24 protein-coding genes, 1 pseudogene and 1 riboswitch are annotated in these 26,190 nt (G+C 63.1%); of the genes and pseudogenes, 11 read left to right on the forward strand and 14 right to left on the reverse strand.

What is annotated here, in order from left to right; all coding sequences use genetic code 11:
- Positions 1 to 369: 369 nt before the first annotated feature.
- The 4 genes from ACTJKM_RS13120 to thiB form a co-directional block, all read right to left on the reverse strand.
- Positions 370 to 1,881, reverse strand: coding sequence for a M48 family metalloprotease (locus tag ACTJKM_RS13120; RefSeq protein WP_057254890.1), 1,512 nt, complete (start codon positions 1,879 to 1,881; stop codon positions 370 to 372).
- A 303-nt stretch (positions 1,882 to 2,184) separates the two neighbouring features.
- On the reverse strand, positions 2,185 to 2,904 hold the full coding sequence (gene thiQ / locus ACTJKM_RS13125) for a thiamine ABC transporter ATP-binding protein (RefSeq protein WP_057254891.1): 720 nt from the start codon (positions 2,902 to 2,904) through the stop codon (positions 2,185 to 2,187).
- Positions 2,901 to 4,505, reverse strand: coding sequence for a thiamine/thiamine pyrophosphate ABC transporter permease ThiP (thiP, locus tag ACTJKM_RS13130; protein ID WP_058325753.1), 1,605 nt, complete (start codon positions 4,503 to 4,505; stop codon positions 2,901 to 2,903). Before thiP ends, thiQ begins: the two co-directional genes overlap by 4 nt.
- Before the next feature lie 31 nt (positions 4,506 to 4,536).
- Positions 4,537 to 5,565, reverse strand: a complete 1,029-nt coding sequence (gene thiB, locus ACTJKM_RS13135; RefSeq protein WP_057254892.1) for a thiamine ABC transporter substrate binding subunit — start codon at positions 5,563 to 5,565, stop codon at positions 4,537 to 4,539.
- 49 nt (positions 5,566 to 5,614) lie between these two features.
- Positions 5,615 to 5,733: riboswitch (TPP riboswitch) on the reverse strand.
- A gap of 145 nt (positions 5,734 to 5,878) precedes the next feature.
- On the opposite strand from thiB, the gene ACTJKM_RS13140 reads away from it, so the two are divergent.
- From ACTJKM_RS13140 to ACTJKM_RS13160, 5 genes are all read left to right on the forward strand, one after another.
- Entirely contained in the window at positions 5,879 to 6,364 is a 486-nt protein-coding gene (locus ACTJKM_RS13140; RefSeq protein WP_057254893.1) for a GNAT family N-acetyltransferase, read from the forward strand.
- Positions 6,365 to 6,448: 84 nt separating this feature from the next.
- Positions 6,449 to 7,099 (forward strand): thiamine diphosphokinase, encoded by a 651-nt coding sequence (locus tag ACTJKM_RS13145; RefSeq protein WP_057255087.1) that lies wholly within the window; start codon positions 6,449 to 6,451, stop codon positions 7,097 to 7,099.
- Positions 7,100 to 7,102: 3 nt separating this feature from the next.
- Positions 7,103 to 8,929, forward strand: a complete 1,827-nt coding sequence (locus ACTJKM_RS13150) for an ABC-F family ATP-binding cassette domain-containing protein (RefSeq protein ID WP_440660461.1) — start codon at positions 7,103 to 7,105, stop codon at positions 8,927 to 8,929.
- A 77-nt stretch (positions 8,930 to 9,006) separates the two neighbouring features.
- On the forward strand, positions 9,007 to 9,510 hold the full coding sequence (locus tag ACTJKM_RS13155; protein ID WP_058325745.1) for a MarR family winged helix-turn-helix transcriptional regulator: 504 nt from the start codon (positions 9,007 to 9,009) through the stop codon (positions 9,508 to 9,510).
- Positions 9,507 to 10,745, forward strand: a complete 1,239-nt coding sequence (locus ACTJKM_RS13160) for a multidrug effflux MFS transporter (RefSeq protein ID WP_058325744.1) — start codon at positions 9,507 to 9,509, stop codon at positions 10,743 to 10,745. Before ACTJKM_RS13155 ends, ACTJKM_RS13160 begins: the two co-directional genes overlap by 4 nt.
- Before the next feature lie 61 nt (positions 10,746 to 10,806).
- Here ACTJKM_RS13160 and ACTJKM_RS13165 read toward each other — a convergent pair whose 3' ends face one another.
- Positions 10,807 to 12,024 (reverse strand): argininosuccinate synthase, encoded by a 1,218-nt coding sequence (locus ACTJKM_RS13165; protein ID WP_057254897.1) that lies wholly within the window; start codon positions 12,022 to 12,024, stop codon positions 10,807 to 10,809.
- Between the two features lie 171 nt (positions 12,025 to 12,195).
- On the opposite strand from ACTJKM_RS13165, the pseudogene ACTJKM_RS13170 reads away from it, so the two are divergent.
- Positions 12,196 to 12,859, forward strand: a pseudogene (locus tag ACTJKM_RS13170) (LysE family translocator).
- 264 nt (positions 12,860 to 13,123) lie between these two features.
- Here the strand turns inward: ACTJKM_RS13170 and ACTJKM_RS13175 are convergent.
- The 7 genes from ACTJKM_RS13175 to ACTJKM_RS13205 all read right to left on the reverse strand — a co-directional run bounded on the left by ACTJKM_RS13175 (position 13,124) and on the right by ACTJKM_RS13205 (position 19,330).
- A complete protein-coding gene (locus ACTJKM_RS13175; protein WP_058321678.1) occupies positions 13,124 to 13,918 on the reverse strand; it encodes an ABC transporter ATP-binding protein in 795 nt (264 codons plus the stop codon).
- A complete protein-coding gene (locus ACTJKM_RS13180) occupies positions 13,915 to 14,793 on the reverse strand; it encodes an ABC transporter permease (protein ID WP_057254900.1) in 879 nt (292 codons plus the stop codon). Before ACTJKM_RS13180 ends, ACTJKM_RS13175 begins: the two co-directional genes overlap by 4 nt.
- Before the next feature lie 219 nt (positions 14,794 to 15,012).
- The gene (locus ACTJKM_RS13185; RefSeq protein ID WP_058325743.1) at positions 15,013 to 15,966 is read right to left on the reverse strand and encodes an ABC transporter substrate-binding protein; all 954 of its coding nucleotides are present in this window, start codon (positions 15,964 to 15,966) and stop codon (positions 15,013 to 15,015) included.
- A 143-nt stretch (positions 15,967 to 16,109) separates the two neighbouring features.
- The gene (gene rlmN / locus ACTJKM_RS13190) at positions 16,110 to 17,345 is read right to left on the reverse strand and encodes a 23S rRNA (adenine(2503)-C(2))-methyltransferase RlmN (RefSeq protein ID WP_113514185.1); all 1,236 of its coding nucleotides are present in this window, start codon (positions 17,343 to 17,345) and stop codon (positions 16,110 to 16,112) included.
- Between the two features lie 284 nt (positions 17,346 to 17,629).
- Entirely contained in the window at positions 17,630 to 18,133 is a 504-nt protein-coding gene (locus tag ACTJKM_RS13195) for an invasion associated locus B family protein (RefSeq protein ID WP_057255088.1), read from the reverse strand.
- Positions 18,134 to 18,530: 397 nt separating this feature from the next.
- Entirely contained in the window at positions 18,531 to 18,908 is a 378-nt protein-coding gene (locus ACTJKM_RS13200) for a YkvA family protein (protein ID WP_057254903.1), read from the reverse strand.
- Positions 18,909 to 19,012: 104 nt separating this feature from the next.
- Entirely contained in the window at positions 19,013 to 19,330 is a 318-nt protein-coding gene (locus tag ACTJKM_RS13205; RefSeq protein WP_057254904.1) for a 4a-hydroxytetrahydrobiopterin dehydratase, read from the reverse strand.
- An 89-nt stretch (positions 19,331 to 19,419) separates the two neighbouring features.
- Between ACTJKM_RS13205 and ACTJKM_RS13210 the strand changes: the two genes are divergently transcribed.
- Positions 19,420 to 19,896 (forward strand): low molecular weight protein-tyrosine-phosphatase, encoded by a 477-nt coding sequence (locus ACTJKM_RS13210; RefSeq protein ID WP_057254905.1) that lies wholly within the window; start codon positions 19,420 to 19,422, stop codon positions 19,894 to 19,896.
- Here ACTJKM_RS13210 and thpR read toward each other — a convergent pair.
- The gene (gene thpR, locus ACTJKM_RS13215; protein WP_057254906.1) at positions 19,833 to 20,423 is read right to left on the reverse strand and encodes an RNA 2',3'-cyclic phosphodiesterase; all 591 of its coding nucleotides are present in this window, start codon (positions 20,421 to 20,423) and stop codon (positions 19,833 to 19,835) included. The genes ACTJKM_RS13210 and thpR overlap by 64 nt on opposite strands.
- 114 nt (positions 20,424 to 20,537) lie before the next feature.
- Positions 20,538 to 21,179, reverse strand: a complete 642-nt coding sequence (locus tag ACTJKM_RS13220; RefSeq protein ID WP_057254907.1) for an arylesterase — start codon at positions 21,177 to 21,179, stop codon at positions 20,538 to 20,540.
- Between the two features lie 65 nt (positions 21,180 to 21,244).
- On the opposite strand from ACTJKM_RS13220, the gene ACTJKM_RS13225 reads away from it, so the two are divergent.
- The 4 genes from ACTJKM_RS13225 to ACTJKM_RS13240 all read left to right on the forward strand — a co-directional run bounded on the left by ACTJKM_RS13225 (position 21,245) and on the right by ACTJKM_RS13240 (position 26,160).
- A complete protein-coding gene (locus ACTJKM_RS13225) occupies positions 21,245 to 21,970 on the forward strand; it encodes an ABC transporter ATP-binding protein (protein WP_057255089.1) in 726 nt (241 codons plus the stop codon).
- Positions 21,967 to 24,519: an ABC transporter permease gene (locus tag ACTJKM_RS13230; RefSeq protein WP_440660463.1), complete on the forward strand. Its 2,553-nt coding sequence runs from the start codon at positions 21,967 to 21,969 to the stop codon at positions 24,517 to 24,519. The genes ACTJKM_RS13225 and ACTJKM_RS13230 overlap by 4 nt, the downstream gene beginning before the upstream one ends.
- A gap of 223 nt (positions 24,520 to 24,742) precedes the next feature.
- Positions 24,743 to 25,480 carry a Bax inhibitor-1/YccA family protein gene (locus tag ACTJKM_RS13235; protein WP_057254909.1) on the forward strand — a complete coding sequence of 246 codons (738 nt, stop codon included), beginning with the start codon at positions 24,743 to 24,745 and terminating at the stop codon, positions 25,478 to 25,480.
- Between the two features lie 122 nt (positions 25,481 to 25,602).
- Positions 25,603 to 26,160 carry an N-acetyltransferase family protein gene (locus ACTJKM_RS13240; protein ID WP_440636624.1) on the forward strand — a complete coding sequence of 186 codons (558 nt, stop codon included), beginning with the start codon at positions 25,603 to 25,605 and terminating at the stop codon, positions 26,158 to 26,160.
- Positions 26,161 to 26,190: the final 30 nt, after the last annotated feature.

Raw genomic sequence — 26,190 nt, forward strand, 5'->3', positions numbered from 1 at the left:
AGCGGTTCCGTTCTGACCTGTTCGGCAGCCAATGTCATAAGACAAGCAATTCCAGCCAAAGTGTGAAACGGTTTTCCGTCCGGAATTGCGCAATTTCAAACAGTTGGAGCAATTCGCTGTTTTAATGAAACAGTGAAATGCTCTAGCCGTGCATGTTTTCTTTGGCCGTAGCCGGTCAAAGGACAAAACCATGCAGCACTTCAAAGTGCCTTTGCGTGTCTGACAGGACGCGCGGCGCTGTAGGCCTCAGGGGCATAGTCGTACGGGCTTGGACCTCAATCCGAGGCACTGCCCTGTGTTCGAACATCGAGGTCTGGCGCAGCAGCGAAGGCCGGAGCCTTCAGCAGCATATGCGCCTTGGTGCCGTGCTTACTCGGAAACGATCTTGACCTTGTCGCCCGGCTTCACTGTCGAGGTGACCTGCATCGCATTGATCACCCGGAACAGGTCCAGCTTGCGATCCGTCCCCATCATGCGGGCGGAAAGCGTTGCGATCGTCTCGCCGGGCCTTACCGTTACGACGCGGATGCGCAGAGGCTTCAGCGATTGGGCCTCGCCCTGCGTCATGCGGCGGAACGAGCTGCGCAGCTGGTTCGCTGTCGGCTCGAGCGCGTTCGAACCCTTGGGAACGGCGGTCAGGAAGCGGTAGATGCGGGTGTCGATGCGGATGACCGTGACATCGAAATCCCAGCGATCGGCCGAGGCACGCGCGGTCGCGGCTTCCAGACCGTTGATGTTGATCGGCCTGATCGTGTCGGGCTGCAGGCCGGTGACCCAGCCGCTGGCGATATAGTCGGTCAGGCTGCGACCGCCCGTATCCGCCACGCCGTCGAAGCGCACAGCGATGTCACCGGGTCCGGTCGCAAGGACCGCTTCTGCCTTGTTGTCGATCTGGAAGCCGGTCGGCACGTCGAAACGGATTCCGAGCTGGCCGTGCAGGAAGGTCTGGCCGCGGACATAGCCTTCCTGGGGGCTGTCGCCGTAGAGCAGGCCGTCGATACCGGCGAGGTAATAGTCCCGGCCGCGATCGCCGCTGGTGCCTTCCGGCCCGAAGGCGCGGGCATGCCTGCGCGCAAGGTCCACACGCTGCGGTGCATTCGGGTGGCTCGACAGGAAGTCGAGGCTCTGGTCGGATTCCGGATCGACGGCGGTGAAGCGGCTATAGGCTGCCATCGAGTCCAGGAAGCGTGCGGCGGCGTAAGGATCGTAGCCGGCTTCGCCGAGCATGCGCACACCGATGACGTCGGCCTGGAGCTCCTGGTTGCGCGAGAAGGCCGCAAGCCGCAGTTTGCCGCGGGCGAGCGCCTGCTTGCCGGCGAGATCGGACGACAGCACCTCGGAGACCACGCGGCTGGCGATGACTTCCGCTTCCTCGCGTTGCTGACGTTCGATGCCGTGGTTGGCGGTGACGTGCGCCATCTCGTGCGAGAGCACGGCGGCGACTTCGGAGGCATCATTGGCAAGGGCCAGCAGGCCGCGGGTGACATAGAGATAGCCGCCCGGCAGCGCAAAGGCGTTGATCGCCGGCGAATTGAGGATGGTGATGCGGTAGGACTGTTGCGGGTTCTCCGAGACGGCGGTCAGCGCTCCGGCGATGCGGGCGACCAGCCGTTCGGTCTTCGCGTCCTTGTATTCGCCGCCGTAGCTTGCGACGATGCGCGGATGTTCGCGTGCGCCCATCTTCGCGCGCGGATCGTTCTTCTGGACCTCGTCGACAATCTGCGGATTGGACGAGGGCGAAACTGTCGGCTCGTAGGATTGCTCGATCACCGACTGGCATGCGGAGAGAAGCGCGGTCGCGATCAGTGCAACCACGGCGCGTGCACGCAGCCGTCCGCGTTTCGGCGGGAACCGGTCGTGTGTGACTGTATGCCTCTCCATGCCTCAGCCCGTTTCCCGTCTGTCGCGCCACCCGCATGCAGCGGGGCAATGGAACGACAGCGTTGAAAGTCCTACTTTTTCAGTCCGGCAGCGTTGCTCCGCCGCGACCGTTCAGCCCTGGTCTTGCTGTATCTGATTTCAGCGCCACCTGCCTAGTTTGTCTCGGTAGAAATAGTTGCCCCGTGGTATCACGGCAACGGATGCGCGAATATTCGCGCTCCCGGCCGGATATTTCGCGCGTCGCACGGCGCCGCGGTCAAATTGTGGCGATCGGCTGAGGGCGAGGAGAAACCGGCCCCACCGTCACGCGTTGCCAAGAAAGCGGTCGATTGCCGCATTGTCGCGCCGCTCCAGGAAGCGGTCGAGCGTATCGTGTGCAATGATACGCCCCTGGTCGAGAAAAAGCACGCTATCGGCCAACGCCTTCACGTCTTCGGGATGGTGCGTGATCATCAGAATGGTGTTGCCTTCTTCCGCGTGCAGTTCGCCAAGAAGCGTGCGCATGCCGGTGCGCATCCCGGGGTCGAGGGCAGCAAATGGTTCATCCAGCAACAGGAGGGGGCGGTGCCGCACAAGTGCGCGGGCAAGCGCGACCCGCTGGCGTTCGCCGCCGGAAAGCGTAGGCGGCAGCCTTCGTCCGAAGCCTTCAAGCCCAACGCGGCGAAGCGCGTCCTCGATCCTCTTCCGATCTTCGTCCGTCAGGCGAAGTGCCGGGTCGATACCGAGGCCGACATTGGTCGCGACATCGAGATGGGCGAAGAGATTGTTGTCCTGGAAGATCATCGAGACCGGACGCTCCGAAGGTGCCTGGTTGGCAGCGTTCTGGCCGAGGACACGGATCTCGCCGTGGTCGGCATCTTCAAAGCCTGCGATGAGGTGAAAGAGCGTCGACTTGCCGGAACCGGAGGCGCCGGCAACGGCGACGATGCCGCCGGCAGCGATAGTGCAATCGAAGTGCAGCGTGGTCGTTTCGAAACGAATCTCGACATTGCGCAGTTCTATGGCAGCGTTGGGCTCGGTCATGCTTTGCGTCCTTCCCGCCGGCGGACGTCTTCCGCTGTGCCGAGGATGGTGAAGATCAGGCAGAGAAGCCCGAGGAAGAGGGCGAGGCCGGCCGCATCGGCGGTGCGGTAGCTGCCCATGCGGCTATAGAGCAGCCAGGGAAGCGTCACCATGTCCTGCGAGCCGAACAGGGCGACGGCGCCGAGATCGCCGAGCGATAGCGCCATGGCGAAGGAGAGCGCCATCAGCAGTGGCCTTCGGAGCGCCGGAAGGTCGATCCATCGCAGGCGATGAAAACCGCGGATGCCGAGGCTCGCTGTCAGCCGCTCGGAACGCGCCGCGTGCGTCGCCATGGCCGGCGCCAGGATGCGGTGGACGAAAGGAAGCGCCATCAGGGCGTTGATTGCCACGACGATGGCAGGCGCAAAGCGCGCGACATCGCCGAAGGGGCGAAGGAGCAGAAACCAGCCGGCGCCGAGCACGACAGGCGGCACCAGCAGGATCAGCGAGGTACTGGCGCCGATCGCACCGGCAAGGCCGTGTGCCGGCGCGCCCGCATGGCGTGGCGCGGTGACCGTCGCCGCGGCGCGGATCATCACGGCCGCCATGGCGACGGAGGCGAGTGCCGAGGCGAGCGCGATCGCCGCACTCGTCATCAGTGCCCGGTGCACGCTCGGATCGCGCGCGAGCTTCAGAAGATCGGCCTGCAGGCCGGAGACGACCACCGCAATCAACGGGACGATGAGGAAGAGCAATGCCAGGATGATCCAGGCGCCATCGTTGAACAGCGCCGCTGTCGTTGTGCCATCGAAGCGTCGAACGGTTCGGCCGCCGGTCATGCCCTCTTCCGGATCCGTTGCCAGACGTCTGAGGATGAGAAGCAGGACGCCGGTCATGGCGATCTGCAGGCCGGACAGCGCGATGGCGCGTGGCGGATCGAAATCGAAGCGCAGCGCCTGATAGATCGCGACCTCGATGGTGCTGGCAGCGGGCCCGCCGCCAAGCGTCAGCACGAGCGTGAAGCTGGTGGCGCAGAGCATGAAGACGAGGCCGGCCGCGCCCGGCAACAGGCCGCGCAGGACGGGCCATTCGATGAAGCGGAAGAGCGCTCGGGAGGGCATGCCGAGATTGGCAGCGCTGCGCCAGTATTCGGCGGGAATGCGCTCGAGGCCGGCCAGGAACAGGCGCGCCGCAAGCGGCATGTTGAAGAAGACATGGGCAAGCAGGATGCCGAACAGGCCATAGATGCTGATCGGTTGCTCGAGGCCGAGCCAGCGCAGGCCGGAATTGAGGAAGCCCTGGCGTCCCCAGATCTCGATCAGCCCGAGTGCGCCGACGAGAACGGGCAGGCCGAGCGGCAGCGCCATCAGCCGCAACAGCCAGATCCGGCCGAAGAAACGCGGCCGCCGCGCCAGCGCCCGCGCCACCGGTATCGCGAAGAGCACGGACAGCAGAGTGGAAAGGCTTGCCTGCAGCAGCGTGAAGCGGGTGACGCGCCAGATATAGGCGTCGAACAGAGTGCCTTCGTCCGTGCCGCCGGTTTGGGCGAGCAAGGCGGCGATCGCCAGGCCGACGAAGAGCAGGAAGGCGCCGAGGCAAATCGCCCCGGCGACAACAGTCATGCGGTTTTCGCGAAGTGCGAACAATCCGGCCTCAGTTCTTGCTCATGGCAGCAAGCCACTCGTCGATCCAGGCCTTGCGGTTCTTCGCGACCTCTTCCGATGGCAGCAGGAAGGTCTTCTCCGGGTTGACCAGCTTGTTGAAGGCGTCCGGCAGCGGCTCCTTGGTTGCTGCGACCGGCATCATCCAGTTGGTTGTCGGAATGATCGACTGGAATTCCGGACCGGTCATGAACGCGAGGAACTGCTTTGCCAGTTCCGGCTCCTTGGCACTCTTGGTCATGCCGGCGACTTCGATCTGGATGTAGTGACCTTCCGAGAAGGTGGCCGCCTGGTAGCGCTCGGTGTTCTCAGCGACCATGTGGTAGGCGGGCGAGGTGGTGTAGGAGAGCACCATCGGCGCTTCGCCCTTGGTGAAGAGGCCATAGGCTTCCGACCAGCCGGGGGTGACGGTCAGAACACGGTCCTTGAGCTTCGCCCAGGCAGCACCCGCCTCGTCGCCATAGACCGCCTTGACCCAAAGCAGCAATCCGAGGCCCGGCGTCGAGGTGCGCGGGTCCTCGATGACGATCTTCTGCGACGCGTCGCCTTCGACCAGTTCCTTGAGGCTCTTCGGCGGTGTCTTCAGGGTCTCGGTGTCGTAGACGACGGCGAAATGGCCGTAGTCATAGGGCAGGAAGGTGTCGTCGGAGAAGTTGCCGGGCACCTTCAGGTCTTTCGCTTCGATGCCATGCGGTGCGAAGAAGCCCGTTGCCTTTGCTTCCGCCACAAGGTTGGTGTCGAGACCGAGCACGATGTCGGCCTTCGAGGCAGCACCCTCGAGCTTTAGGCGCGTCAAGAGTTCGACGCCATCGGCAACACCGACATAGTTGACCTTGCATTCGCAGGTCTTTTCGAAGGCTTCCGCCACCTTGGCGCCCGGCCCCCATTCGGTGATGAAGCTTTCATAGGTGTAGACGGTCAGCGTCTTGTCGGCAGCGGCGGCATAACCGGTGAAAACAAGGCTTGCGCTTGCGGCCAGCGCTAGCCGGCTAAGTATTTTGAGCTGTGATGAATTGAACATGCGAAGCACCTCTCCCAAAGTTCGTTGTTGCACGGGAAAAGGGCGTATCGGTGCGATCGCGTCTAATCCCTCCGCCGGTATGAGCCGGATCAGGTTCCGCGGGTTGGCGTTTTGACGCCTCTCAGCCTCCGGCCGCCATGCGGTCGGGAGGCACCCCGTTAGAGCGGCAAGAGATTTACCGCTGCGGCGGCTCCATGGCAAGCGGTGTTTGGAATGGGCGACGCATGGGGCGAGCCCATTTTCTGTCGGGCGTTTTCGCCAACCGGCAACTGCGCTATGACACCATCACGCTTGGCCGCAAGGAGGAAATCCCATGCCAGATATGCTAGTTCGACTTTATGCCCTTCCGGCAGAGCCCCAGTCGCGGCTTGGTTCAGGCATCAGCATCCGTCGCGCCATGGCGCCGGAACGCCGTCTGGTGGTCTCCTGGATCGAAAAGACGTTTGGCGCCGGCTGGGCAGGCGAAGCGGAAGCTGCCTTCTCCTCGACCCCGACACGCATGCACGTCGCGGTGCACGACGAAAAGATCGTCGGCTTTGCCTGCCACGACGTGACAGCGCTCGGCTTCTTCGGCCCAACCGGCGTCGATGAAGGTATGCGTGGGCAGGGCATCGGCGAGGCGCTGCTGCTTGCAAGCCTGACGGCGATGCGCGAGGCGGGCTACGGCTATGCGGTCATCGGTGGCGTCGGTCCGGCGAAGTTCTACGAGCGCGTGGCCGGCGCGATCGAAATTCCCGATTCAACACCCGGGATCTATGCCGGCATGCTATTCCCGGAACCGGTGCCGGAAGGACACTGACGGCTTCGGCAAATTGCTGCGATCGCAGCGGTTTGCGGTTTTCTTCGTTTTCCTTCCGCGATCCTTTGCGCTATGGGCATTGCCATGGCTCGATCGACCTTCACCATATTGCTTGGCGGCGCCCTCTCGGTGACCAGCCGGCTGACAGAGCAGCTCAGCGGCAGCCGCTTCGTTGCCGCTGACGGCGGCATGCGCCATGCCCGCTTGCTCGGCGTCGTGCCGGATGTCTGGGTCGGCGATTTCGATTCGACCGAAGACGCCCTGCTGTCCGAGTTCGCCTCCGTTCCACGCGAGCCCTACCCGGCGGCAAAGGCTGCGACGGATGGCGAGATCGCGGTCGAGGCTGCGTTGTCCCGCGGCGCTGATCGGCTGATCTTTGCCGGCGCGCTTGGCGGCAGCCGCAGCGACCATGCCTTCCTGCACCTGCTGCAGGCCGCAGCGCTTGCCGAGCGCGGGCTTTCGGTGCTGATGACCTCGGGCGAGGAAGAAGCCTACCCGCTGCTGGCAGGCACGCTCGATCTCGACCTGCCGAAAGGTTGTCTCTTTTCCGTGCTGGGATTGACCGAGCTGACCGGCCTTTCGATCGTCAATGCGCGCTATCCGCTTGACGATTTCACCCTGCCGTTCGGATCGTCCCGAACCGTATCCAACGTCGCGGAGGGTCCCCTTCGCTTCAGCCTCAAGAGCGGACGCGCCATCGTGCTTGCCCGCCCCTATGATCTTTCCGGAGCCTGAGCCTTGGCGCCCCCAATTCTGAAACTCGACGATATCTTCTTGACCTTCGGCGGCGCGCCGCTGCTTGCCGGTGCCAATCTGCAAGTGGAACCGGGCGATCGCATCTGCCTTGTCGGGCGCAATGGCTCGGGCAAGTCGACCTTGATGAAGATCGCCGCGGGCCTTTCAGAGGCACAGTCGGGCGAGGTGTTCCGCCATCCCTCAGCGACCATCCGCTATCTCCACCAGGCGCCGGATTTCGACGGCTACGACACGGTGCAGGCCTATGCCGAAGCCGGCCTCGGACCGAGCGACGATCCCTATCGCGTCGCCTACCTGCTGCAGCATCTGGGCCTGACCGGCGAAGAAGACCCGACGCGCCTTTCGGGCGGTGAGGCGCGCCGTGCCGCACTGGCGCGCGTCATGGCGCCGGAACCTGACATCTTGCTGCTTGACGAACCGACCAACCATCTCGACCTGCCGACGATCGAATGGCTGGAAGAGGAGCTTACCCGCAGCCGTTCGGCGCTGGTGTTGATCTCGCACGACCGGCGCTTCCTGGAGAAGGTCTCGACGGCGACCGTTTGGCTCGACCGTGGCCAGTCGCGCCGGCTCGATCGCGGCTTTGGCCATTTCGAAGCCTGGCGCGACGAGGTGCTGGAGGCCGAGGAACTGGAGCAGCACAAGCTCGGCAAGGCGATCGAGCGCGAGGAGCACTGGCTGCGCTACGGCGTGACGGCGCGGCGCAAGCGCAACATGCGGCGCCTCGGCGAGTTGCAGACCATGCGCGCGGTCTATCGCGGCCACAAGGGGCCTCAAGGCACCGTGCAGGCAACGGCAACTGACGCCAAGGAGTCCGGCAAGCTGGTGATCGAGGCCGAAAAGGTCAGCAAGGCCTATGGTGACCGCACCATCGTCGCGCCCTTCTCGATCCGCGTCCATCGCGGTGACCGCATCGGTCTCGTCGGTCCGAACGGTGCCGGCAAGACGACGCTCCTCAAGATGTTGACCGGTCAGATCGAGCCGGACGCTGGCACGGTCAAGCTCGGCACCAACCTCGAAATGGCGACGCTCGACCAGAAGCGCGAAGACCTCAACCTGGACGATACGCTGGCCCATTACCTGACCGACGGGCGCGGCGACAACCTGCTTGTCAACGGTGAGCAGCGCCACGTTACCGGCTACATGAAGGATTTCCTGTTCCAGCCGGAACAGGCGCGCACGCCGATCCGCGAGCTCTCGGGTGGCGAGCGCGCTCGGCTGATGCTGGCGCGCATCCTTTCGCGGGCGACCAATCTTCTGATCCTCGACGAGCCGACCAACGACCTCGACATCGAGACGCTGGACCTCTTGCAGGAGATCGTCGCCGGCTTTGCCGGAACGGTCATCCTCGTCAGCCACGACCGCGACTTTCTCGATCGTACGGTCACCTCGACGATAGCGCCGGCAAACCCGGAGGAGCCGGATGGCCGCTGGATCGAGTATGCCGGCGGCTATTCCGACATGATGGCGCAGCGCAAGGGCGCGATTGAAGAGAAGCGCAAGGCAGAGAAGGCGGAAAAGGCCAAAGCCGACGCCGCTGCACCCGCCGCCGATGCGCCGAAGGCCGCCAAGGGCAAGCTTTCCTACAAGCAGAAATTCGCGCTCGAAAACCTGCCGAAGGAGATCGCCAAGGCAGAGGCCGATGCCGCCAAGCGCGAAGAAAAGATGGCTGATCCCAAGCTTTTCACAAAAGATCCAAACGCCTTTGCGAAGCTCGCGCAGGAACTGGAGAAGCTTCGTGCGGATCTCGCCCGCATGGAGGAGGAATGGCTGGAGCTCGAAATGCTGCGCGAGGAGCTCGAAGGCTAGCCGCAACCAGGGGCGTGTTGAACGGCGTCAGGGGATATGATAAGAAAAGCTTATTATATCATTTGTGAACGATCCTGATGCCCTTCAAACTTGAATCCGAAACCATCGGAATGCTGCTCACGGATGTCTCGCGCCTTTTGCGCGGGGCTTTCGACCGCAAGGTCAATGCCATGGATCTGGGCATCACGCCCGGCGAAGCGCGCACATTGATCCAGGTGGTGCTGAAAGAGGGTATCAAACAGGCCGAAATCGCCACCCGCATGGGCATCGAGCCGATGACGCTTTCGGCCTATCTCGACCGGCTGGAGGCGATGGGCCTTGTTGCCCGCGTGCCGGATCCGGCGGATCGCCGCGCCAAGAACGTCGTCATCACCGAGAAGGCCGGTCCGCTGCTCACCGAGCTGATGACGGGGCTCAGGGAGATGATGAACGCCTATACTGCCGGGCTCGACGAGGCGACGCGCGAGGTTCTCTGCGCCAATCTGCGCATCCTGCGCGACAACTTGCGTGAGCTTGATCCGTGTCTCGCCGGCAAGGAAACTGGCGAGAAGTCCGAGGACAAGTCCGGAGCCTCGCAATGACGCGTCGCATGAGCGAGCGGCGCACCAGCATCATCGGGGCGTTCCTGGTGGCGCTCGGGCCTGTTTCCATGGCTCTGTATACGCCGGCCATGCCGGAGTTGGTGCGGGCGTTTTCGTCGAGCGAAGCGGCGATCAAGATGACGCTGTCGCTCTATTTCGCCGGCTTCGCCTTTGCCCAGCTCGTTTCCGGCACGCTGTCCGACGTCATCGGGCGCCGCCGCGCGACGCTGATCTTCATGGCGATTTATCTCGTCGGCAGCCTGATGGCTGCCTTTGCGCCGTCGGTCGCGGTGCTGCTTGCCGGACGCCTGGTACAGGGCATCGGTGCTTCCGTCGGCATGACGGTGGCGCGCGCGATTGTGCGCGACCAGTTCACCGGCACCGAAGCGGCGCGCATCATGAACATGATCGGCATGATGCTGGCGCTCGGGCCCGCGGTGTCGCCGACCCTCGGCGGCCTGGCGCTCGGCCTTTTCGGCTGGCAGTCGATCTTTTTCCTGATGGTCGGCTTTGCCGCCATGGCCTGCCTCACCGTGCAGTTCTTCATGGCCGAGACCGTGACACCCGACCCGGCCAAGGGCCACCTGAAGCCGATCCTTGCGGCCTATCGGCGATTGGTGAGCGACAGCCGCTTCGTCACCTCGACGCTCGTCATCGGCGGAGCGGTCGGCGCGCTCTACGCCTGGGCGACGATGTTGCCTTTCGTGCTCATCAACGAAGTCGGCCTGACGCCCACCGAGTTCGGCGTCGGCATGCTGATGCAGTCAGGCCTGTTCTTCTCGGGAACGGTGGTTGTGCGACTCTTGATGCGTCGTTTCACACCGCAGGCGCTGGTACCGGCCGGCCTCGTCTTCATCGGTCTCGCCAGCCTGATCCTTGCTTACAGCATGCATGCACTTGCGCCGAGTTTCCTCTCGGTCATGCTGCCGATTGGCATCTATGCCTTCGGCATCGCCTTCGTCATGCCCTACATGATGACGGCGGCGATGGCGCCCTTTCCCGATATCGCCGGCACGGCATCCGCGATGATGGGCTTCGTCCAGATGGGCTCAGGCCTGCTCGGTGGCGCGATCGCCGCTGCGGTGGGGGTCCCGGTGCTGGCACTCGGCACGATCATTCCGAGCTTCGGCCTCGTCTCTATCCTCAGCTATGTCTGGTATCGCCGGACGGTTCGGCTGAAGCCGCTGGCGGCGGCCGTTGACCGCGAGGATCCGCTGCTGGAGGCGGCGGAGTAGCGGAAACAAAAAAGCCTCCGCGAACGGATCGCGGAGGCTTTGTCTTTCAGCGCTTACCGACTTAGCGGTTGCGCGCAGCCAGCGTGCGCAGGCGCAGCGCGTTGAGCTTGATGAAGCCGGCGGCATCCTTTTGGTCGTAGGCGCCCTGGTCGTCCTCGAAGGTGACGAGTTTGTCGGAATAGAGCGACTTGTCGCTTTCGCGGCCGATGGTCATAACGTTGCCCTTGTAGAGCTTCAGCGTCACTTCGCCCTCGACATGCTCCTGGCTCTTGTCGATCGCTGCCTGCAGCATTTCGCGCTCCGGCGAGAACCAGAAGCCGTAGTAGATCAGCTCGGCGTAACGCGGCATCAGCTCGTCCTTGAGGTGTGCGGCACCCCGGTCGAGCGTGATCGATTCGATCGCGCGGTGCGCGGCGAGCAGGATCGTGCCGCCGGGGGTCTCATAGACGCCGCGCGACTTCATGCCGACGAAGCGGTTCTCGACGAGATCGAGACGGCCGATGCCGTTGTCGCGGCCGTACTCGTTAAGCTTGGCAAGCAGAGAGGCGGGCGACAGGCGCACGCCGTTGATCGAGACGGCGTCACCACGCTCGAAGCCGATCTTGATGACGGTCGCCTGGTCCGGAGCGGCTTCCGGCGAGATCGTGCGCATATGCACGTATTCCGGGGCTTCCTGGGCCGGATCTTCGAGAACCTTGCCCTCGGAGGAGGAGTGCAGCAGGTTGGCGTCGACGGAGAACGGCGCCTCGCCCTTCTTGTCCTTGGCAACCGGGATCTGGTGCTTCTCGGCGAATTCGAGCAGGTCGGTGCGGCTTTTGAACGACCAGTCGCGCCAGGGAGCGATGATCTTGATATCCGGGTTCAGAGCATAGGCCGAAAGCTCGAAGCGAACCTGGTCATTGCCCTTGCCGGTGGCGCCATGGGCGATGGCGTCGGCACCGGTCTTCTTGGCGATGTCGATTAGGTGCTTGGAAATCAGCGGGCGTGCGATCGAGGTGCCGAGCAGGTAGACGCCTTCATAGACGGCATTTGCGCGGAACATCGGGAAGACGAAATCCTTGACGAATTCCTCGCGGACGTCCTCGATGTAGATCTCCTTGATGCCGAGCATTTCGGCCTTCTTGCGCGCCGGCTCGAGCTCTTCGCCTTGGCCGAGGTCAGCGGTGAAGGTGACGACTTCCGCGCCGAGTTCGGTCTGCAGCCACTTCAGGATAATCGAGGTGTCGAGACCGCCCGAATAGGCGAGAACGACCTTTTTCACGTCTTTATGCGATGCCATGGTTTCCGTCCGTCTGGTCTTGGGGAGGGCGGCGATGCCGCGTGCAAATCTGCGGCACTTTAGCCAGAACCTGCGGCGATACAAGCGCTAGAACGCGCCATGGCGCGAATCCGCTGGCAAAAGCGAAGGCGTGGCGTTAGAGGGGGCGATCTTGCCCCGAGGTGACTGACGATGGACTTCATTCCTGGCCTGCCGACCCTCGCCACCTTCGCCGCCGCAACGCTGCTTCTGGCGGCGACGCCCGGCCCGGACATGACGCTTTCGATCAGCCGGGCTCTGGCTCAGGGCAAGAAGGCGGCACTCTTCGTGGTGCTCGGCACCAGCTTCGGCATCGTCGTGCATACGCTTCTCGTCGCCTTCGGCATTTCGGCGCTGATCACCGCTTCGCCCACCGCCTTCACCATCCTCAAGACCGGTGGTGCCGCCTATCTTCTGTGGCTTGCGGTGCAGGCGATCCGCTTTGGTTCGAGCATTTCCGTTCAGAAGGTCGAGGTCACGGAGGGCACCGCGCTTGCCAACATTTCGGCCGGCTTCTGGGTGAACCTGCTCAATCCCAAGGTCATCATCTTCTTCATGGCCTTCCTGCCGCTTCTTCATGACCTTCCTGCCGCAGTTCGTCAGCGCCGACGATCCTTCGGTCACCGGCAAGCTTTTGTTCCTCGGCCTGCTGTTCATCCTGATCGGCATGCCGGTCAATATGCTGGTGGTGTTCACCGCCGATTGGCTGGCCTCCTGGCTGCAGCGCAACAGGGGCGTGATGCGAGCGCTCGATTACAGCTTCGCCGGGGTCTTTTCGGTGTTTGCGGTCAAGATCTTCATGACGACGGCGCGGTAAGCGGACAGTTTCGCCCCTCATCTGCCTGCCGGCATCTTCTCCCCGCTTGCGGGGAGAAGAACACGTGCCGCACTGTTCGGCGGAAACGGTGATTGTTGGGGGTGCTTTCAGGCGAAGTGTGAAGCGGTCATAGGTTGCAACCCACGCCATCTGCCGAAAAAGGACTGAGAGACTGCCACTTGTCTCTTCTCCCCGTGGCAACGGGGAGAAGATGCCGGCAGGCAGATGAGGGGCCGGCTGTGACCGCGAGACAGGCAGACCGGATCAGCCGATCAGCAGGGCGTCGTCGTCGAGCGTCTGGCCGCGGATGCGGCGGAACATGGCGATCAGGTCCTCGACCTGCAATTCCTTGCGGCTGTCGCCGGCGACGTCGAGTACGATCTCGCCGCCGTGCAGCATGATGGTGCGGTGGCCGTAATCGAGCGCCTGGCGCATCGAATGGGTGACCATCATCGTCGTCAGCTTGCGCTCCGAGACGATCTTCTGGGTGAGGTTCATCACGAACTCGGCCATGCCCGGGTCGAGCGCTGCGGTGTGCTCATCGAGCAGCAGCACTTCGGAACCCGCGAGCGTCGCCATGACCAGCGAAACCGCCTGGCGCTGGCCGCCGGAGAGCAGATCCATGCGATCGCCCATGCGGTTTTCAAGGCCGAGGTTGAGTTCGGCGATGCGCTCGCGGAAATGCTCGCGGCGCTTGGGGCCGAGCGCGGCAGTCAGGCCGCGCGCCTCGCCGCGCTTGGCGGCGAGTGCCAGGTTCTCCTCGATGGAGAGCGCGCCGCAGCTGCCGGTCAGCGGATCCTGGAAGACACGGGCGACGAGGCCGGCGCGGGCGGCGGTGCCCTTGCGGCTGACATCGGTCTTGCCGATCATCACCTGGCCTTCGCTCGGCAGCACATCGCCGGCGAGCACGCCGAGAAGTGTCGATTTGCCGGCGCCATTGGAGCCGATGACGGTGACGAAGGAGCCTTGTTCGATCGTCAGGCTAACGCCATTCAGCGCCTGCTTCTGCAGCGGCGTACCCTTGCCGAAGACGACCTGGATGTTGTTGACGCTGATCATGCCGCACCTCCACGACGCAGGCGGGGAAGGACGAGGGCGAAGGTGACGAGCGCGGCGGTGACGAAGTTAAGGTCGGAGGCCTGCAGCCCGAGCATGTCGGTCGACAGCGCCAACTGAATGGCGATGCGGTAGAGGATCGAGCCGAGCACGCAGCCGATCAGTGCGATCAGGATGCCGCGCGCGCCGAGCAGCGTCTCGCCGATAATGACGGCGGCAAGGCCGACGACGATGGTTCCGACGCCCGAGGTGACATCGGCGAAACCGTTGGTCTGGGCAAAGAGCGCACCGCCGAAGGCGACGAGCGCATTGGAGATCGCCATGCCCAGGTAGATCTGGCGGTTGGTGTCGACGCCTTGTGCGCGAGCCATGCGGGCATTGGCGCCAGTGGCACGCATCGCAAGACCGGCATCGCTTTCAAGGAAACGCCAGACCACGATGACGGCGATGACGACGAGCACGCCGATGAACAGCGGCCGGACGTAGAAATCACGAAGACCGAGACCGTAGAAGGGCGACAGCATCGTGTCGGCATTGATCAGCGCGACGTTCGGCTTGCCCATGACGCGAAGGTTGACCGAGAACAGCGCGATCATCGTCAGGATCGAGGCGAGCAGGTTGAGGATCTTGAAGCGCACATTGAGCATCGCTGTGACGATGCCGGCGGCAGCCCCCGCGACCATCGCCACGCAGGCGGCAAGCCATGGGTTGACGCCGGCAATGATCAGCACGGCGGTGACGGCGGCGCCCAGCGGAAACGATCCGTCGACGGTCAGGTCGGGGAAATCGAGTACCCGGAATGCAAGAAAGACGCCGACGGCAACAAAGGCGTAGACCAGCCCCAGTTCCACGGCTCCCCAGAAAGCGATTAGACTCAACCCCAGACCCTCTTTTCTACGTGTCGCGCGTGGTTGTCCTTATGGGCGCGACGCTCCCGCCTGGCACATGGGGCCATCTGTGGCCGGGCGCATGTGCGGCTTAGAACTTCGGAGCGGCCCCTCAATCCCAAGGATGCAGGCCCCTCATAGCGAACCGCCCCCGTATGGAACGGAGGCGGGCAAAACGCAACAAACTTGAACCTGAAAAGGCCGAAAGCCTTATTCAACGACGCGCGTTGCGCGCTTTACGACACTTTCCGGAAGGGTGACGCCCATTTTCTCGGCGGCCTTCTTGTTGATCACCAGGTCGGAACCGGCGGCGACCTTCACGGCGATGTCGCCGGGGTTTTCGCCCTTGAGGATGCGCACGACGACTTCGCCGGTCTGCTTGCCGACGTCGTAGTAGTTGAAGCCGAGGGCTGCGAGCGAGCCGCGGGCAACCGAATCCGTGTCGGCGGTGAAGAGCGGCAGCTTGGCTTCTTCAGCGACAGCGACGGCGCCTTCCAGCGCGGAGATGATCGTGTTGTCGGTGGGCACGTAGATCGCATCGGCGCGACCGACGAGGGCGCGGGCCGCACCCTGGACTTCAGCCGACTTGGTGGCGGCGGATTCGACGACGGTCAGGCCGGCCTTTTCGGCTTCGGTCTTGAGAACTGCAAGCAGCGAAACGGAGTTGGCTTCACCGGAATTGTAGAGATAGCCGATCGACTTGGCGTTCGGCAGGATCTCCTTGATCAGCGCCACGTGTTCGGCAACCGGCGACATGTCCGAGAGGCCGGTGACGTTGCCGCCGGGCTTTTCCATGTCCTTGACGAGCTGGGCGCCGAGCGGGTCGGAAACGGCGGTGAAGACGACCGGGATGTCGCGGGTCGAGGAAACGACCGCCTGGGCGGACGGCGTCGAGATCGGCACGATCACGTTCGGTGCCTCGCCGGCGAACTGGCGGGCGATCTGCGCAGCGGTTGCCGGGTTGCCCTGGGCCGACTCGTAGATGAACTTGAGGTTCTCGCCTTCCTTGTAGCCGGCGGAGGCCAGCGCATCCTTCACGCCGTCGCGGGCGGCATCGAGCGCCGGATGCTCGACGATCGCGGTTACGGCGACGGTCACCTCATCGGCACGGGCGGGCAGGGTGAATGCCACCGTGGCGGCAAGGGCGATGAGAAGTGAGCGCATGGGTTGTCCTCCAATTGATTTCCCGCTTTCTTAGGAAACCGGTGACATGAAATCAATCGATAGGAACTGCATCACCCATCAAAGTTCTTCATCGATCCCGGTGTGCCGGGATCGCAGAACTGCAGCGATGCAGGCGGTTCGTCTCAGTCCTCGCCGTGATTGGCAATCATCATTGCTTCGAAGGCGAGGCGGTCGACCTTGCGCATGCGCTCCGATTCCGACTTCAGCTGGCCGCAGGCGGCAAGGATGTCGCGACCGCGCGGGGTGCGGATCGGTGAGGCGTAGCCGGCCTGGTTGATGAAGTCGGCAAATTTCTCGATGTGCTCCCAGTCGGAACACTGGTAGTTGGTGCCCGGCCATGGGTTGAAGGGGATAAGGTTGATCTTTGCCGGCACGCCCTTCAAGAGCTTCACCAGTTGCTTGGCGTCTTCGAGGCTGTCGTTGACGTCCTTCAGCATCACATATTCGAAGGTGATGCGGCGGGCGTTGGAAAGCCCCGGATAGGCGCGGCAGGCGTCCATCAGTTCCTTCAACGGGTACTTCTTGTTGATCGGCACCAGCATGTCGCGCAGGTCGTCGCGCACCGCATGCAGCGAGATCGCCAGCATGACGCCGATTTCCTCACCGGTGCGATAGATCTCCGGCACGATACCGGAGGTCGAAAGAGTGATGCGGCGCTTGGAGAGCGACAGGCCCTCGCCATCAGAGGCGATCAGCAGCGCGGTTTTCACCTGTTCGAAATTGTAGAGCGGCTCGCCCATGCCCATCATGACGATGTTGGTGATCTTGCGGCCTTCGGCCGGAACGATCGCACCCTGCGGCGTGTCGCGTTCCGGGAAGTCGCCGAGCCGGTCGCGGGCGAGCAGCAGCTGCGCGAGGATTTCCTCGGCGGTCAGGTTGCGCACCAGCTTCTGCGTGCCGGTATGACAGAAGGAACAGGTGAGCGTGCAGCCGACCTGGCTTGAAATGCAGAGCGTGCCGCGGCCTTCCTCGGGAATGTAGACGGTCTCGATCTCGACCGGGCGGCCGGCGCCGCGAGCCGGGAAGCGCAACAGCCACTTGCGGGTGCCGTCGCCGGAGATCTGTTCCTCGACGATTTCGGGCCGGGCAATGGTGAAATGCTGCTTCAGCATCTCGCGCATGTCCTTCGACACGTTCGTCATGTGGTCGAAGTCGGAGACGCCGCGCACATAGAGCCAGTGCCAGAGTTGGCTGACACGCATCTTGACCTGGCGCTCGGGGATGCCCTTCTCGACCAGCGCCTTGGCCATGTCCTCGCGCAGAAGGCCGATCAGCGACGGCTTCTCCGCCTGCGGTGCCGTGCGCACCTGCGGCGCCTTAGCGATCTCCACCCGGTTCAGAATTTCAGTGGCTGCCATGCTCGTGATGTCCTGTCGTACGGGCGTGAGGCCGTCCGGAGAGCGGGTCCGGAGTTCGTCCTGATGCGCGAATTGAAATCGGTCGAGCCATCGAAAGCGGCCAATCAGGGCGCGGAGGCTCTCAAGTTGGGCCGCGCTTTAGCATTGTTTTGGCCAGGAGTCACGAGGCAGACCCTTTGAACGCAAAAGGCCGGCTTCGCAGCCGGCCCAATGTCTGGTTCTTCGCCATGGCTTTCACGCCTGTTGTGCCGCAAGACCGCTGCACACTGCGTGACATGCCTGGACTACTTGCAGGCTTCGATCTGCTTGAGCGCAGCCGAGATGCCCGAGAGCGAATAGGAGTAGGAGGTGGCCGTGCCTTTGCGCGACTTGGCGTTGACCGACATCGCCTTGCCGGTCTTCATCGCGGCGACGAGCGCCGGTTCTTCGGCCGCGTTTTCCACCCAGGCGGAGTTGCCCTTGGTGAACATCACGAAGGTGCGGCCGTCGATGACGACGTTGACCTTGGAGTTTTCCTGAAGGGGGTAGCCCATCATCGCCTGCGGCTCATAGCTGATGTTCTGGCCCGGGCGCTGGGATACGAGGAAGAAGATGTCGCCGTGGTCGACGCCGGCCGGGCTCTTTTCCTTCGGAACCGAGAGGACGTAGCAGACCTTGCCGCCGCCGGCGTTGTAGGAATAGGCGCCCCAGGCGTTGAACTGCTGGATGCGCGTCGGAGACTGAGCGGCAGCCATGCTGGCGGTTGCCAGAACGAGTGCGATTGCGGTTGCGATCTTTCTTACAAACATGAGGTCCTGCCGCTTTTCTTGCTTTTCGATCACCCGAAACAGGTCAGACGGGCGACGCGTAGTCATGATTTGATTTGTTTTGACTTAATTCAGGTTACCAAACCGTCAACGAAGGCTGAAAACCGCGGGTTTAGCCCCGAAATGGGGCGGTTTGCCCCATCTGCCCCAGCGTCTTTCACCCGATGATTCGCGGTGAGCGAACCAAGGGTCGATGCCGGATGCGCGTCGCCTCGGAATGCTGTTCCAGAAGGTTTCCTGCCCCAAGCCATTACATGGCGCCAGCCGCGCCTAACCGTGCGACCAGCGTCATTTGCAAGTCTATGCCACAAAGATTCGGGCAAGAGTTTGACTTTCGGGCAGGAATGGGGCGCCACAACCTGGCGGCCGGCTTTCAACATCAGCCCTCGGGCGTGTCGGCCAGCGTCTCGTCGGCCTTGGTATAGTGCGTTTCCTTGATCTGTCCGCTGATGGCGGCGAAGGCCGCGGTCAGCACCGCCACGTCGTCGGAGAAACCGACCACTGCCAGCACGTCGGGCAGGAAGTCGAGCGGCAGCACGAAATAAGCGAGCGCTGCGAGCAGAATGCCGCGGGTGCGTGTCGGCGTCTTCGGGTCAATCGCGCAGTAATAGGCGGCGACGAGATCGCGGCTGAACGGGATCTGCCGGGCAGCGCGCCGAAAGGTCGGCCAGAAGCGCCGCTTCACGCGCTTTTCCCGGCGCTCCTGCTCGGATTCTTCGCCTGGCAAGAGAATTTCACCGATCTTGATGTCGTCCATCGTCCCGCTTCCGGCGCTCTAGCATTTTGATTCCAGAGCATCTTATCCGCTTTCCGCTTGAAAGCGGGATGCTCTGGCGTTTCTCAATATGGGGATCGGCCGCGCTATTTCAAATGATCCGGCATCCGGCCGGCCGCCGCCTTGTCCATGCGCGCCGCCAATTTGAAGTCGAGTTCCGTCAGCCCACCGGCATCATGGGTGGTCAGGGTTACGTCGACGCGATTGTAGACGTTGAACCATTCGGGATGATGGTTGAATTTTTCGGCGACGATCGCGCACTCGGTCATGAAACCGAAGGCTTCGACGAAGTTCTTGAAGCGGAACGCCTTCCAGATCGAGTTGCCGTCTTCGGCTCGCACCCAGCCTTCCATCTTGTGCAGGTTTTCGGCAATCGTTGCCTCGTCGAGCTTTTCCGCAGTCATCGTCTCTCTCCCACACATCGACCTGTTCGAAGGCCGAGCTGCTGCGTATAAATGCGCATCAATCTCCAGTCCTGTCGAAATTGAATAGCATGAAACCGGTCAGAGTTCTTTTCGTTTGTCTCGGCAATATCTGCCGGTCGCCGCTGGCCGAGGGTGTGCTGCGCGCATTGGCCGAGCAAAAGGGATTGGCACCAGCGCTGCAGGTGGATTCGGCCGGAACCGGTGCCTGGCACATCGGCGATCCGCCCGACAACCGCTCGATCCAGGCGGCGCGGCGGCGCGGGATCGACATCTCTGCGCTGCGCGGGCGCCAGGTTCGGCCGGACGATTTCCGGGATTTCGACCTGATCCTCGGCATGGACGAAAACAATGTCCGCACGCTCAAGCGCTTGGCGCCCGCCGATGCGGCCGAGAAGGTGCATCTCTTCCTCGACTATGCGTCCGCCCGCAATCAGGATGTCCCGGACCCCTATTACGAAGGGCCAGAAGCCTTCGAGGCGCTCTACCAGATGCTCGAAGCCGGGTGCTCGTCGTTGCTCGAAAGGTTCGGTGACCGCGCCTCGTGAAGCGGGAAGACCTCTTCCGTGAGGTATGGCCCGCCACCGACCGAGTCGCGCGATGACAGAAGCACGAAGCGCGAGACGGTGAAGAGCGAAGTCATGAAATTACCGCGTCCGGAGAGGTACTCGACCACATCCTCGACGCGGCTTGAGCGCAGCCGGGCGAGCGTCACATGCGGCGTGAATTTTCGCGGATCCGGCCCGAGCCCGAGCCGCTGGCAGATGCGCTCGATCTCGGCCTGAAGGGCGTACATTTCCGGGTGGTTGCTGACGCCGGCCCAGACGGAATGCGGCTTCTTCGAGCCGAAAGCGCCGGTGCCGGTCAGCTGCAGTTGGAATTCCGGTCTTTCGATCCGATCGAGCTTGTCGATGATCTCGTCGGCGGTGCGCCAGTCGACGTCACCGATGAAGCGCAAGGTGATGTGGTAGTTCTCCACATCTATCCAGCGAGCTCCGGGAAGTCCTCCGCGCAGCAACGAAAGACTCATTGCTGCATTGCGCGGAATTTCGAGGGCGGTGAATAGTCTCGGCATGGCGAGCTCCCCGAATCTCTTGCAGATGTCTCAGCGAATCACGCATCGAGTCTGCACGCAACTAGTATTTGACACTTACGAATATTAACGTTCCCTTAACTGTGGACGATGTCATCACTCCGTCTTATTCAAGGTTGCCAGAAAGCGTTCGACGATAGGCAGTGCCTTCTCGACCATTACGCCGACGCCGTCGCCATTGGGATGCATGCCGTCTTCCAGCTTGAGCTTCGCCTCGGTCACTACGCCGTCGAGGAAGAACGGGTAGAGTTCCAGCCCATATTTTTCGGCAAGCTCCGGAAAGATCGGGTTGAAGCGGGCGGCATAGTCGGCGCCCATGTTCGGCGGTGCCATCATGCCCGCGAGCAGCACCGGGATGCCGCGGTCCTTGAGACGTGTAATCATCGCCTCGATGTTCTTGCGGGTCTCTTCCGGCGGGATACCACGCAGCGCATCGTTGGCGCCAAGCTCGAGGATCACGCCCTTCGTGCCATCGGGCACGGACCAGTCGATGCGGGCAAGACCGCCGGATGAGGTGTCGCCGGAAACGCCGGCGTTCGCGATCGTCACGTCCAGGCCCTTTTCCTTGAGCGCCTTTTCGAGCCGAGCGGGGAAGGCGTCCTGCGGCGGGAGCTGATAGCCCGCCATCAGGCTGTCGCCGAACCCCACGAGGCTGATCGTCTCGGCGCGTGCTGCCGATGATAACGCAATTGTCATCGTCAGTGCCAAGAAAACCCGTTGAAATCCTTTTAATGCCATGGGCCTGTTCCTAAATCCCGAATGCCGTTTCTGTTCCCCATTTCGTTCATATAGGGTTGTTTCGCTTGGCCAGCACCATCATCGAACTCAAAAACGCGGATCTGACGCTCGGGGAGGCGGCGGCCTCGGTGCACGTGCTGAAGGGCATGAGCCTCACGATCGATGCCGGCGAGTCCGTCGGGATCGTTGGTCCGTCGGGTTCGGGGAAGTCGACGTTGCTGATGGTGCTTGCCGGGCTCGAGCGGCTGGATAGCGGTGAGATCGTCATCGACGGTACGCCGTTGCATCGGCTTGACGAGGACCGGGTGGCGGACTTCCGCGGGCGCAACATCGGCATCGTCTTCCAGTCCTTCCACCTCATCCCCAACATGACCGCGCTCGAAAACGTCGCGGTGCCGCTCGAACTCGCCAATGTGGCCGGCGCCTTCGAGATCGCGCGCAAGGAACTCGTCGCCGTCGGTCTCGGCGAGCGGCTCAGCCACTATCCCGGCCAGCTTTCCGGCGGCGAACAGCAGCGCGTGGCGATCGCTCGCGCCTTGGCGCCTTCGCCGAAACTGCTAATCGCCGACGAGCCGACGGGCAACCTCGACGCCGAAACCGGACGCCAGATCGCCGATCTGCTTTTCGCCGAACAGCGTGACCGCGGCATGACACTCGTTCTCGTGACGCATGATGCGGCTCTTGCCGCACGTTGCGTGCGGCAAGTCCGCGTCCGCTCCGGCGAGATTGTCGCCGGCGGCGAGGCGGGGCCGCTTGCGGTGACGCCGCGCCAGGAGGCGGCCTCGGCATGAGCGGCGCGTCATCGGTTCGGCTGCGGCCGCTGCTTGCCCTTCGCCTGGCACTGCGCGAAATGCGCGGCGGGCTTAGAGGTTTCTACATTTTCCTCGCCTGCATCGCGCTCGGGACCGCGGCGATTGCCGGCGTCAATTCGCTGTCGCAATCGATCACCGCGACGATCGCGACGCAGGGGCAGGAACTGCTCGCCGGCGACATCCGCTTCGAGCTCAACAATCGCGTGGCGACCGCGGACGAGCGCGCCTATCTCGACAGTCTCGGAACCGTCGCGGTTTCCGCCGGCTTGCGGTCGATGGCGCGGTTGCCCGACGGATCCAACCAGGCGCTGGTCGAACTGAAGGCGATCGATGCCGCCTACCCGCTCTACGGCGCGCTGGAAAGCGAGCCGAGCCGTCCGCTGCATGAGCTTTTGGCGCGCGATGGCGAGACCTTTGGCGCCGTCGTGGCGCCGCTGCTGCTCGACCGTCTTGGCGTGCAGGTGGGAGATGAGATCCTTCTCGGCAACGCCAGGATCCGGATCTCCGGCACGATCGTGCGCGAGCCGGACGCCTTGTCCGACGGCTTCGGCTTTGCCCCCCGCCTGATGGTCTCGGCCGAGGCGCTGGCCGTGAGCGGCCTGGTGCAGACAGGAAGCCTTGTCGAGCACAGCTACAAGGTAAAGGTCGCGGGCCCGGCGCAGCTCGCGGCCATTCGCACCGACGCCGAGAAGCGCTTTCCGGCGGCCGGCTGGTCGATCCGCACCAGCGCCAACGCCGCGCCGTCATTGACGGCGAACATCACCCGCTTCTCGCAGTTCCTGACGCTTGTCGGGCTGACGGCGCTCATCGTCGGCGGTGTCGGCGTTGCCAACGCGGTGCGCGCCTATCTCGACCAGAAGCGCAGCGTGATCGCCACCTTCAAATGCCTGGGCGCTCCTGCCTCGCTGGTGGCGATGATCTATCTCGCGCAGATCCTGATGATCGCCTTGATCGGCATCGTGATCGGCCTCGCCCTCGGCATGCTGATCCCCTTCATCGCAGCGCAGTTCCTGGCAGATTTATTGCCGATCTCGACGGAGTTTCATCTCTATCCGGGGGCGCTCGGTCTTGCCGCGCTCTTCGGCGTGCTGACGGCGCTGACTTTTGCCATCCTGCCGCTCGGGCGGGCACGGGCCATTCCGGCAACCGCGCTCTTCCGCCAGCAGGGCTTCGACCCCTCCGGCTTTCCGGCATGGCCCTATTTGCTCGGCGCCGTCGCTTGTCTTGCCGCGCTCGCGGGGCTCGCGATCTGGACGGCCTACGACCGCTATATTTCGCTGGTGTTCCTGGGCGCGATCGCCTTTGCCTTCATTGTCCTGCGCGTCGTCGCGCTCGCGATCGCCTGGCTTGCGCGCCGCAGCCCGCGGGTCAACTCGCCGGCCCTCAGGCTGGCGATCGGCAACATCCATCGCCCCGGCGCACTCACGTCCTCGGTCGTGTTGTCGCTGGGTCTTGGGCTGGCGCTGCTTGTAACGTTGGCTCTGATCGACGGCAATCTGCGCCGCGAGCTTACCGGCAGCATGGCGGAGCGGGCGCCGAACTTCTTCTTCGTCGATATCCAGGGCAACGAGATCGAAGGCTTCCGCTCGGTGCTCAACCGGACGATCCCGAAGGGCAAGGTCATCGAGGTGCCGATGCTGCGTGGCCGGATCATTGCCTTCAACGGTGAGGACGTGAACAGCCGCAACGTGCCGCCCGGCGGCCAATGGGTGCTGCGCGGCGACCGCGGCATCACCTATGCCAAGAACAAGCCGGAGAACGCGACGCTTTCCGCGGGCACGTGGTGGCCGGCCGACTATAGTAGCGAGCCCTTGGTTTCCTTCTCGGCGGAAGAGGCCGGCGAACTCGGCCTGAAGATCGGCGACACCGTGACCGTCAACGTGCTTGGTCGCAACATCACCGCCAAGATCGCCAATTTCCGCAACGTCGAGTGGGAATCGCTTTCGATCAACTTCGTCATGGTGTTTTCGCCGAACACCTTTGCCGGTGCGCCGCATGCGTGGTTGGCAACGGTCATCGATCCGGCAGCGACGCCGGAAGAGGAGGCGGCGGTGCTGAAGGCCGTCACCAACGCCTATCCGACGATCACAAGCGTGCGGGTGAAGGATGCTCTCGACATCGTGAACGGGCTGCTTGGACAGTTGGTAACCGCCATCCGGGCAGCCGCCGCGGTGGCGCTCGTCGCCTCCGTCCTGGTGCTTGCCGGTGCGCTCGCCGCTGGCAACCGGGCGCGCGTCCATGATGCCGTGGTGCTGAAAACGCTGGGTGCGACGCGCGCGACCCTCATCCGGGCGTTCAGCTACGAATATGCCATTCTCGGCCTCGCAACTGCGGTTTTCGCGCTGTTTGCCGGCGGAGTTGCCGCTTGGTTCGTCGTCAGCCGCATCATGAAGTTGCCGTCAGACTTCCTGCCGGATGTCGCCATCCTGACCGTCGTCGGGGCGCTGGTGATGACCGTCGGCATCGGTCTTGCCGGTACCTGGCGTATTCTGGGGCAGAAGGCGGCGCCGGTCCTGCGGGAGCTTTGAGCGGTGAAGTTAACCGTAAATCCCTGTCGTGCATGCCGGAAACGGCCGGATGCGTTCGAATCCAGCGGCTTCGGGTCTTGTACGCAACGGGTTTCGGCATCATATTTATCCACAGGCATGCTGGAGCTCCGCAGCGGCGCCTGGGCGTGGAAGCCAGCCTTCCAAAGCGAGACTGTTCGCCGCCCGACACCGTAACTTCCACCGGAGCTTAAATGAGGAAACAATGGCTGATCTGAGAAACTACCAAACCCGAATGTCGCCCGCCGGCGCTCAGGCGGGTGCCGTGATCGATGAGGGCCTTCGCGCGTACATGCTGAAGGTCTACAACCTGATGGCCCTGGGCTTGGCGATCACCGGCGTGGCAGCTTACGGAACCTATGCGCTTGCCGCCTCCAATCCGGCATTCGCCCAGCTCATCTACGCTTCGCCCCTGAAGTGGGTCGTGATGCTGGCGCCGCTGGCGATGGTCTTCTTCATGAGCTTCCGCATTAATTCGATGAGCGTCTCCGCAGCACAGACGACGTTCTGGATCTACGCCGCCCTGATGGGCCTGTCGCTGTCGTCGATCTTCCTGGTTTTCACCGGCCAGAGCATCGTGCAGACGTTCTTCGTCACGGCCGCTTCGTTCGGCGCTCTGTCGCTCTACGGCTACACGACCAAGAAGGACCTGTCTGGCTTCGGCACGTTCCTGATCATGGGCCTCTTCGGCCTGATCATTGCGTCGATCGTCAATATCTTCCTTGCTTCGTCGGCCCTCGGCTTCGCGATCTCCGTGATCGGTGTTCTGATCTTCGCTGGCCTCACCGCCTACGACACGCAGAAGATCAAGGAAATGTACTACGAAGCCGATGACAGCACCGTTGCCGGCCGCAAGGCGATCATGGGCGCGCTGACGCTCTACCTCGACTTCATCAACCTGTTCATGTTCCTGCTGCAGTTCATGGGCAACCGGAACAACTAAGCTTGAAACGAATAGCGGAAAAGGCGGCTTCGGCCGCCTTTTTTGTTGCCGGAAACAGTTGATCGCGTCCCGGCCCCCATGGGAGTGAAGGACGACGAAACCTCGAGATGCAGTTTACCGCCATGTCCCTGAGTCTGCGTGACGCCACCTTGGCCGACCTTCCTGCCATCGCCGCGATCTACCGCGAATCCGTTCTGAACGGCGTCGCCACCTATGAGATCGAACCTCCTTCCGAAGCGGAGATGCGAAACCGCTTCGAGACGATCATCGGCAACGGCTACCCCTATGTGGTCGCATGCGATGGCAGCGGATCGATCGTCGGCTATGCCTATGCGTCCGCCTTCCGGACGCGCACGGCCTATCGCTTTCTGGTCGAGGATTCGATCTACCTGGCGCCGGAAGCGCGCGGCAAGGGTGCTGGCAAGGCGCTGCTCGTCGAACTGATTCGTCGTTGCACCGAGCTCGGCTTCCGGCAGATGGTTGCGGTGATCGGCGGTGCCCACCCGGCATCGATCGCCGTACACAGCTCGCTCGGCTTCGAGCATCAGGGCACTATGAAAGCGACCGGCTTCAAACATGGCCGTTGGCTCGACACGGCGATCATGCAGCTCGCGCTTGGCGAGGGCCAGACGAGCGATCCGCCGGAAGACGTCTATCCAGACACGCTCTATCAGAACTGATCGCCGCCTCATGGGCGCCCGACATGCGCT

The organism is Ensifer sp. 22460 (genome assembly GCF_052044935.1).
Lineage (GTDB): Bacteria > Pseudomonadota > Alphaproteobacteria > Rhizobiales > Rhizobiaceae > Ensifer.